Raw genomic sequence first — 7,678 nt, 5'->3', positions numbered from 1 at the left:
GTGAAGGCCGGGGCGCAGCTCACCTCTGATGACGTTCGCTCCATCCGTCCTGGCCATGGCCTGGCGCCGCAATACAGGGAGGCGGCGATCGGGCGTGTCGCCGTGAGGGACCTCCAGCGGGGCGAGCCCCTGGCCTGGGATATGCTGGAAGAGTCCTAGTCCAGGACGTAGCCCTTGCCCCGCAGGCGCTCGCGACTCGCCTCCCGCACGGTGGCCCAGTCGGCGGCCAGGAGGCCGAGGCCCACCACGTCGCGGGGCTCGCCATTCTTCCAGACGTGCTGGCGCAGCAGGGCCTCGCGCCGGAAGCCGAAAGACTCGTGCAGCTTCCACACGGCCTCATTCTCCACCAGCACCTCGCACCAGAGCTTGGAGAGGCCCAGCGCGCCGAAGACGTGCTCGATCACCCAGTACTCCACATAGGCGCCGACGCCCTTGCCGCGCACCGAGGGCGAGGCGAGGTAGTAGGCCCAGGCGCACCGGTGGTTCGTCGGTGAGATGTCGGCCAGATTGGCGAGTCCCACGGGCTCCCCGTCCAGCGCGATGATCCAGTAGCGGCGGGTCGGGTCTGACAGCGCTGCGGCGAACCAGCGGGCGTGGTCAGCCTCGCTGATCGCGGCGTCGGTATACATCCATTGGGCGACGTCGGGCTGGTTGCGCCAGGCGCGCAGGCGCTCGCGATCGGCCGGGGTGACCTCGCGCAGCTGGACCTGCGGGCTAGCCATCAGGCGACCGCCGAGATCCTGGCCGCCGGGCCGAGGCTCCTGGCCATCCGCTCTGTCAGGGCGCCGATACGGGCGTCGGTGTCGGCGGACTCCCAGCCGGCCACGATGAAGCGGCCTTGGTGGAGGTGATCGAGTTCGGCTTCGAGCCGCCCCAGTCGCTGTACGGCCTCCACCGAGGGGCAGGCGAAGCGTGTGCGCATATTGGTCAGGACGCAGGCGTCGAGGATCATGGGGCGCCTTGCGAAGGGGGCGAGCAGGCGCAGGACCTCGGCGCGCAGGGGCTCGTCGCCCACCTCATCGACGCATTCGACGCTGACCAGGGTCTCACCGCGGCTCTGATAGACCCGCAGGGCGCTGACCTTGCCCTCGCCTGTATAGTTGCGGACGGTGAGCGGCAGGGGCGCCTCCAGCCGGGCTCGGAAGACATAGCTCGCCACCCGCTCGCCGATCAGTCGGGGCTTGGGCGCCTTCTGGGTCGCCAGGTCGAACAGGGGCATCGGGTCGGCGGCCCAGACGACCAAGGCGTCATCGGCGCAGGCCTGGGCGGCCTCCCGCGGGGAGACCAGGCTGTGCAGGCGGATCTCGACGCCCAGGCGGGCCAGGGCGCGGCTGGCCGAGGAGAAGAGGCCGTTCAGGCCGTCCCGGGGCACAGCGCCACGCCGGGGGGCGGAGACATTGGCTGCGGCGCCCTCGCTCACCGGGACGAGGCGGACCTGATGCAGACCGAGCGCCGGGGCCGCGCTGGCATGAACCTGATCAAGCCACACGCCCAGCCGCCACTGGCAGTAGTGGGCCAGGGGGTCGGCGGCGGCGCGGGGATAGGCGCGCAGGATGTCACTGAGGGTTTCGGGCGCCGGGCCGGACGGAGGGGGCGCCATCTCGGCGGCGAGGACAGGGCCCTCGCCCCAGGTCGCGCGGGCGCCGGAGGGGGAGGGGCTGATGGCGCCGGCATGGAGGTCGACCTCATCGAAGGCCACCCCACGCCATTCCAAGGCCTGGCGGATGGGGTCCTGGGCCGGGCCGAAGGCGAACTCGCCGTCCCGCAGCTCGACCCCATGGGAGACCCGGGGCAGGCTCCAGCCGCCGAGCCGGTCGAGGGCGTCCTCCAGGACGATCTCGCGGGCGCCCAGACGATGGGCCTCAAAGGCGGCGAGAATGCCGGTCAGTCCCCCGCCGATAATACGAACCCTGGTCACCCTCGGCCTCCCCGACCTGCCTGTGAGCGGGCAGACTGCAGGTGAAGGTCAGAAAACTCGGTTAAGGCGTCTGCGTCAGACGGTCGCGGCCTGGACGAGCAGGGGCCAGAAGGCGTCGGCCACCCGGGCGGCGCCCTGGCCGTCGCACAGTTCGGCGCTGCGCTCAGCCAGGCTGGCGCGCAATTCCTCATCAATGAAGAGGCGCGTCATCGCCCGGTCGAAGTCTGGCCCAAAGCTCTCGGCGCGCCCGTCCACGGTCAGGACCGCGCCCGCCTTGGCCAGGGCAGCCGCGGCGGGGACCTGATTGTCGGCGATGGTGACGACCACGCTGGGGAGGCCCAGGACGCAGCGCTCCCACATGGCCGAACCCGCAGCGCCCACGGCCAGGTCGGCGGCCATGGCCAGCTCGGCCATCATCGGGGTGTCCACATGCAGGGTCAGGCGCGGGTCATGGGCGGCGATCCGAGTGAGCCCCTTGCGACTGGGGGCGCTCCCGCCGATCACCACATCGAGCTCGGTCTCGCCATAGCGCCGCCTTAGCTGCTCCACCACCTTGCTGGTGATCCCGTCCAGGTCTGTGAGGCCCATGGAGACCAACACCCGCCGTGGCGATCCCTGGCGCCGGGCCAGGGCGGCGTTGCGCAGGGCGGCGAAGGCCGGTCGCACCGGCGCGTAGTTGGGTCCGAGCAGGAGGCGCGCGCCTTCCGTCAGGCCGCGATAGTCGGTGGCGGTGCGGTCCGGACCGGAGTCCAGGACCAGGGTTCCCCCCAGCGCGCGGTCAGCCAGGTCATCTATGACCAGGGCCGGTCGCCCATCAGCGATCGCCTGATGCTCTGGGCGACCCAACCCATAATGGTCGAACACCACCGCCTCGAAGGCCTGTCGACTGGTCAGATCGGACAGTATCTCTGGCGCCATTGAGGCCACCGCCCTTCGGGGCAGGTCCGGGGCGTAGGCCGCCAGGATGGCCTCCACATGGGCGTCGGCCATGAATTCGCACCGCGCCCCGCGCTCGGTCAGGGCCGCGGCCAGGGTGAGGCTGCGCATGACGTGGCCGCCACCCACCTGGGGGCCGGCATTGGCGATGAAGAGAACCCGCGGGGTCATAGGCGTGGCGCTCCGCCAAAGGTGATCAGATCCGGTCTGGCCCGCACGTAGGCGCGGACATCGTCGGAGGAAAAGGCCGGATTGGCCGGGTAGAGCCCCTCATAGACCCTGCGGACGAACTCATAGTCGTCTGGGGTGTCGACGGTCCAGCGGACCTGGCCCTCGTCTGCCGGCGGATCCAGTCGGGCGATACGATAGCGGTCCGAGGCGTTGCGCACCGCCCAGGTGACATGCTCCCGCGCCTCAGGGCTTTGATCCTCAGCCGCCGTGCGCCGCAGGGCTGCAGCGGCGATCACCTCCACGTCCTGGCCCTTCGGGTAGCCCGAGGGGTCATAGCGGTTGTGGGTGTAGTCCGCGCCCTTGGCCAGATGCAGGTCGATGGTGGCGTCGATCACCTCAGGGTCGATCAGCGGGCAGTCGCCGGTGAGCCTCACCACATGGTCGGCGGGCCAGACCTCCAGGGCGCCGACAAAGCGGGCCAGGACGTCGGCCAGGGGGCCGCGATGGACGGCCAGGCCGGCCGCTTCCAGGATCTGGACCAGGGGATCGTCGCTGGCCTCCAGGCTGGTGGCCACCACGATCTGGTCAATACGCCGGGCGCGCCTGACCCGCTCGATCTGGCGCAGCAGCATGGGCGCGCCGGCCAGAGGCAGCAACACCTTGCCGGGCAGACGGGTGGAACTGAGGCGGGCCTGAAGAAGGGCAAGAATCAATAGTGGGCTCCTGTGCGCGCAGGGTAGCCCTCATTGCGGCGGCAAGGCGCCGCCCTGCGTCGGGATGGGGTCTATTCCTTGACGAAAAAGCCGCCTGGGGCCGAGGCCCAGCCGAATTTCTCGATCCGCGGCGGGTCGCCATCGAAGAACTCCTCAAGCGCCTCGCTCTCGCCGGGCCATTCGCGGATGGCGTATTCGTCCAGCAGCACCACGCCGCCGGTGAGGATGCGCGGCCAGAAGGCCTTCAGGGCCTCCAGGGTCGGCTCATAGAGGTCCATGTCCAGGTGCAGGAGCGCGATGCGCAGGCCGGGATGCTCGGCCACATAGGCGTGCGCCGTCTGGCGCACATCCCCGTCGATCAGCTCCACCCGGGGCCGCTGCGGGACAAAGGAGTCGGCGTTGAAGGCGTCCACCAGGGAAAACAGGGTGTCGCGGAACTGGGCCGGGTTCCAGCCCTCGGCGGTGTTGCCGACCCGCGCATCCAGGCCATCCTTCTCCGAGCGATCGGCCAGACCCTTGAAGTGGTCGAAGCCCAGCACCTTGCGGGTGCGGTCGCCTGGGCTGAAGGTCTCCAGGAAGCGGGCGAAGGTCAGCAGCGAGGCGCCCTTATAGACGCCGCACTCGACGATATCGCCGGGCATGTCCTCGATCAGCTTGAAGACCTCGTAGTGGGCGAAGGCCTTCATGAAGTGCATCCGGCGGCCGAAGGAGGCCAGGTTGGCGATCAGGTCGTGATCATCCAGATGGGCCTTCAGAAGGCTGCGCAGAGTCTCGTCAGCGGGGATCTTGGGGGCGGGGCTCATGGGCGTTCCTCAGAGGCGATCAGGTCCGGATGCAGGGCGGCGAAGGCCTCGAACCCGTCGGCCCGGCGGTTGCGCCAGCCGCGCGAGATGACCTCGGGCGCCAGCAGGTCGCCGAACCGGACCTGGATGGAATAGCGATGCCGCGGGCCGGGATTGCGTCCCGACCGGTGCGGCACAGTGTTGTGGAACATCAGCACGTCGCCGGGCTGAAGTTCGGGCTTGCGGCTCTGGGCCTCGAAACCTGCGTGGAAGGCCTCGGCGATAAAGGCGTCCCGGCCCCCCAGGGGGCGGCCCTCGGCGTCGCGCTTGAGGCGGACATCGACCGGATAGAGGCGGCCTTCAGCCGTCTCGACCACGTCCACCCCGCCATTGACCGCCCCGGAGGGCGTCAGCGGCGTCCAGGCGGTGACCGAGCGGTCGCAGAGCATGTTGTAGGGATAGTCCTGGTGCCAGTCGAAGCCGCGCCAGGGTTCGCCGGCCAGGTCCATGCGGAACACCGCGTGCTGGAACGGACTGTGCAGGCGTTTGGCCCCGGTCATGGTCTGGGCGGCTTGGCGGAGCGGCTCGGCGGTGACAATGCGACGGAAGACGTCGGTCTCTCGCATCGCGTCATAGACCTGAGCGAGGGCGCCGCGGTCGCTGGCCCTGAGGGCGTCGACCAGGGCGTCCACGTCGGCGTCGGCGGATTCCACCGCGCCCCGGGCCCGGAGCATGTCCAAGAAGGTCTCCAGCGCCTCGGCCACGAGCGACGAGGGCAGCAGGCCCTTCAGCTCTTTGACGAGGGGGTGGGCGGTCAAGGCGGGCTCCGGCGCTTGGAACAACCCCCCCAGGCTAGGGCGGCGCCTCTAAGCAACTGTTAACCGTACCTGCCGGCGTCAAAGTCGGGCCTGGGAACCAGAGCCGTCATGGCGGCGCTTTTCTGGGACAACCAACCAGCGAGGGATGCGTGATGATCCGACCGACCCTGTTTGGCGCGGCCTGCGTCTTACTTCTGGCGGGCTGCGGCGGCCGTGATGAACCCGCCGAGCCTGTCGATCCGGTCGCCGAGGCCGCCGCGGCCCGGGCGGCCCCCTCCACCCTGGCCGCTCAGACGACTTCGCCGCCGGTTCAGGGGCCCGTGGCTGGCGCCATCCAGACGGCCGCCGGCCCGGACGGCGCCCAGGTGGACCTGACCCGTGTTCGTGTGACCGGAAATGTCCTGACCGTTGAGCTCAGCTACCGGCCGGTCGGCAACGCCACCCAGTGGGTCTATCTGGACGCGGACGAGGTGAGCGTGATCGACGACACCACCTCCCAGCGTTATGGCGTGCTGCGGGACGACGCCAACCAGTGGATGGCCGCGCCCCTGCAGTCGGCCTCCCGTGACCGGCTGTCGGTGCAGCTTCGGGGTGGTCGCCCCGGCGTGGTCTGGTTCAAATTCCCCGCGCCGCCCGCAAGCTCTCCCACGGTGTCGATCAATATTCCCAATGTCAGCCCCTTTGACGGGGTGGTGGTTCAGCGGTGATCAGACCGTCGGCCCAGGCGGCGTGGGGATTGGGCCTGCTGGTTCTCACCGCCTGCGGGGCGCCGCCTGAGCAGCGCCAGGACGGTGCAGGTGCGCCGCCGCCCGACCCGGCCATCGCCTCGCCCCCGGTCGCCGCTGCGCCTGCGGCTTCGCCCCTGGGCTCTGGGGCGGGTCTTGCGGGGTCGGTGGGCGGTCTCACCGGCGCGGTGACGGCGTTCAAGGTGCAGGGGACCGCCACGGCCTTCATCGTCGAACTAGCCGCCGACGTGCTGTTCGACTTCGACAGCGCGGACCTTTCCCCGCAGGCCCCTGAGCAGTTGCGCCGCGCCGCGGCGCTTGTCGCCCCGGGGGAGACCGCTATCCAGGTGATCGGACACACCGACTCGGTTGGAGAGGCGGACTACAATTTCGCGCTCTCCTTGCGCCGGGCGAGGGCCGTGGCGGACTGGCTTAGCCAGGCCGGCGGCGTCCCCAGTTCGCGGCTGGCGGCGTCGGGGCGAGGCGAGAGCGAACCCGTCGCCCCCAATGAAACCGCCAGCGGCGCCGACGATCCTCAGGGCAGGGCGCTCAACCGCCGCGTGGTCGTGGTGATCCCGAAGCCGCCTGGCTGATCAGGTCGTAAGGTCGTCAGGGGGCGTGATAGGCCCGCAGACGGGCGATCTCGGCCGAGGAGCCCAGCATGACCGAGGCCCGCTGGTGCAGGGCGATGACAGGGGCGTCGAGGGTGTCGCCCTGGCCGTCGAAGGAGGCGCCGCCAGCCTGCTCCACCAGGAAGGCCATGGGATTGGCCTCATACATCAGGCGCAGTTTTCCCGCCCGGTTCGGCTCGCGCTTGTCCCACGGGTACATGAAGACCCCGCCGCGGCTCATCACCCGGTGGACGTCGGCGACCATGGAGGCGACCCAGCGCATGTTGAAGTCCTTGCCCCGCGGACCTTCGACGCCGGCCAGGCACTCGTCCACATAGCGGCTCACCGGGGCCGCCCAGTGGCGGGTGTTGGCGGTGTTGATGGCGAATTCCCGCGTCTCGGCGGGAATGGTCATCGTCGCGCTGGTCTGCACCCAGTCGCCGTTTTCGGGATCAAGGGTGAAGGCGCTGACGCCGGCCCCCAGGGTCAGCACCATCTGGGTCTGAGGCCCATAGACCACGTAACCCGCGGCGAGCTGCCGACGTCCGGGTTGCAGGAAGTCTGCCTCCGTCACCGCCCGGCCCGCGGCGTCTTCCGGGGTCGGCAGGATCGAGAAAATGGTGCCGATGGAGACATTCACCGCGATGTTGCTGGACCCGTCCAGGGGGTCGAACAGCAGCAGGTAGCCGCCCTCGGGCTCCACCATGCGCACCGGATGGATGGTCTCCATCTCCTCTGAGGCCATGGCGCAGAGCCCTGGGGCCCGGGCGCAGATCTCGAGCATGATGTCGTTGGACAGGACGTCCAGCTTCTGCTGGACCTCCCCTTGGACGTTCTGGCTGCCCAGGGCGCCCATGGCCTGGCCGGTGGCGCCGCGGCGGACGTGGCGGTTGATCGCGACGCAGGCCTCGGCGACCACGCCGACGATGGCGCTCAGGCGCGGATCAACAGACGCACGCGACAGGAAGGCGGCCAGATTGGTCGTGCTCATGTCTCACCTCGGG

10 protein-coding genes are annotated in these 7,678 nt (G+C 69.9%); 3 read left to right on the top strand and 7 right to left on the bottom strand.

Features of this window, described 5'->3' with window-relative positions:
• Entirely contained in the window at window positions 1–159 is a 159-nt protein-coding gene (locus tag Q7V15_RS14570; protein ID WP_304756461.1) for an SAF domain-containing protein, read from the top strand.
• Here the strand turns inward: Q7V15_RS14570 and pseH are convergent.
• From pseH to Q7V15_RS14540, 6 genes are all read right to left on the bottom strand, one after another.
• The gene (gene pseH / locus Q7V15_RS14565; RefSeq protein ID WP_304756459.1) at window positions 156–722 is read right to left on the bottom strand and encodes a UDP-4-amino-4,6-dideoxy-N-acetyl-beta-L-altrosamine N-acetyltransferase; all 567 of its coding nucleotides are present in this window, start codon (window positions 720–722) and stop codon (window positions 156–158) included. The genes Q7V15_RS14570 and pseH overlap by 4 nt on opposite strands.
• A complete protein-coding gene (locus Q7V15_RS14560) occupies window positions 722–1,918 on the bottom strand; it encodes an NAD(P)-binding protein (RefSeq protein ID WP_304756458.1) in 1,197 nt (398 codons plus the stop codon). Before Q7V15_RS14560 ends, pseH begins: the two co-directional genes overlap by 1 nt.
• 75 nt (window positions 1,919–1,993) lie before the next feature.
• Window positions 1,994–3,025: a UDP-2,4-diacetamido-2,4,6-trideoxy-beta-L-altropyranose hydrolase gene (pseG, locus tag Q7V15_RS14555; RefSeq protein WP_304756457.1), complete on the bottom strand. Its 1,032-nt coding sequence runs from the start codon at window positions 3,023–3,025 to the stop codon at window positions 1,994–1,996.
• Window positions 3,022–3,738 (bottom strand): glycosyltransferase family protein, encoded by a 717-nt coding sequence (locus Q7V15_RS14550; protein WP_304756455.1) that lies wholly within the window; start codon window positions 3,736–3,738, stop codon window positions 3,022–3,024. Before Q7V15_RS14550 ends, pseG begins: the two co-directional genes overlap by 4 nt.
• Window positions 3,739–3,809: 71 nt before the next feature.
• On the bottom strand, window positions 3,810–4,541 hold the full coding sequence (locus tag Q7V15_RS14545; RefSeq protein ID WP_304756453.1) for a TylF/MycF/NovP-related O-methyltransferase: 732 nt from the start codon (window positions 4,539–4,541) through the stop codon (window positions 3,810–3,812).
• The gene (locus Q7V15_RS14540; protein WP_304756451.1) at window positions 4,538–5,338 is read right to left on the bottom strand and encodes a phytanoyl-CoA dioxygenase family protein; all 801 of its coding nucleotides are present in this window, start codon (window positions 5,336–5,338) and stop codon (window positions 4,538–4,540) included. The genes Q7V15_RS14545 and Q7V15_RS14540 overlap by 4 nt, the downstream gene beginning before the upstream one ends.
• A 152-nt stretch (window positions 5,339–5,490) precedes the next feature.
• Here Q7V15_RS14540 and Q7V15_RS14535 point away from each other — a divergent pair, with 152 nt between their 5' ends.
• Entirely contained in the window at window positions 5,491–6,045 is a 555-nt protein-coding gene (locus tag Q7V15_RS14535) for a hypothetical protein (protein ID WP_304756450.1), read from the top strand.
• Window positions 6,042–6,656: an OmpA family protein gene (locus tag Q7V15_RS14530; RefSeq protein WP_304756449.1), complete on the top strand. Its 615-nt coding sequence runs from the start codon at window positions 6,042–6,044 to the stop codon at window positions 6,654–6,656. The genes Q7V15_RS14535 and Q7V15_RS14530 overlap by 4 nt, the downstream gene beginning before the upstream one ends.
• Before the next feature lie 16 nt (window positions 6,657–6,672).
• Here Q7V15_RS14530 and Q7V15_RS14525 read toward each other — a convergent pair whose 3' ends face one another.
• Window positions 6,673–7,665, bottom strand: a complete 993-nt coding sequence (locus Q7V15_RS14525) for a class 1 fructose-bisphosphatase (RefSeq protein WP_304756448.1) — start codon at window positions 7,663–7,665, stop codon at window positions 6,673–6,675.
• Window positions 7,666–7,678 lie beyond the last annotated feature (13 nt).

Origin of the sequence: Phenylobacterium sp., from assembly GCF_030651755.1 — a bacterium.
Classification (GTDB): Bacteria; Pseudomonadota; Alphaproteobacteria; order Caulobacterales; family Caulobacteraceae; genus Phenylobacterium.
Note: the sequence above shows the minus strand (reverse complement) of the source record. Positions and strands in the feature narration are given on the sequence as shown.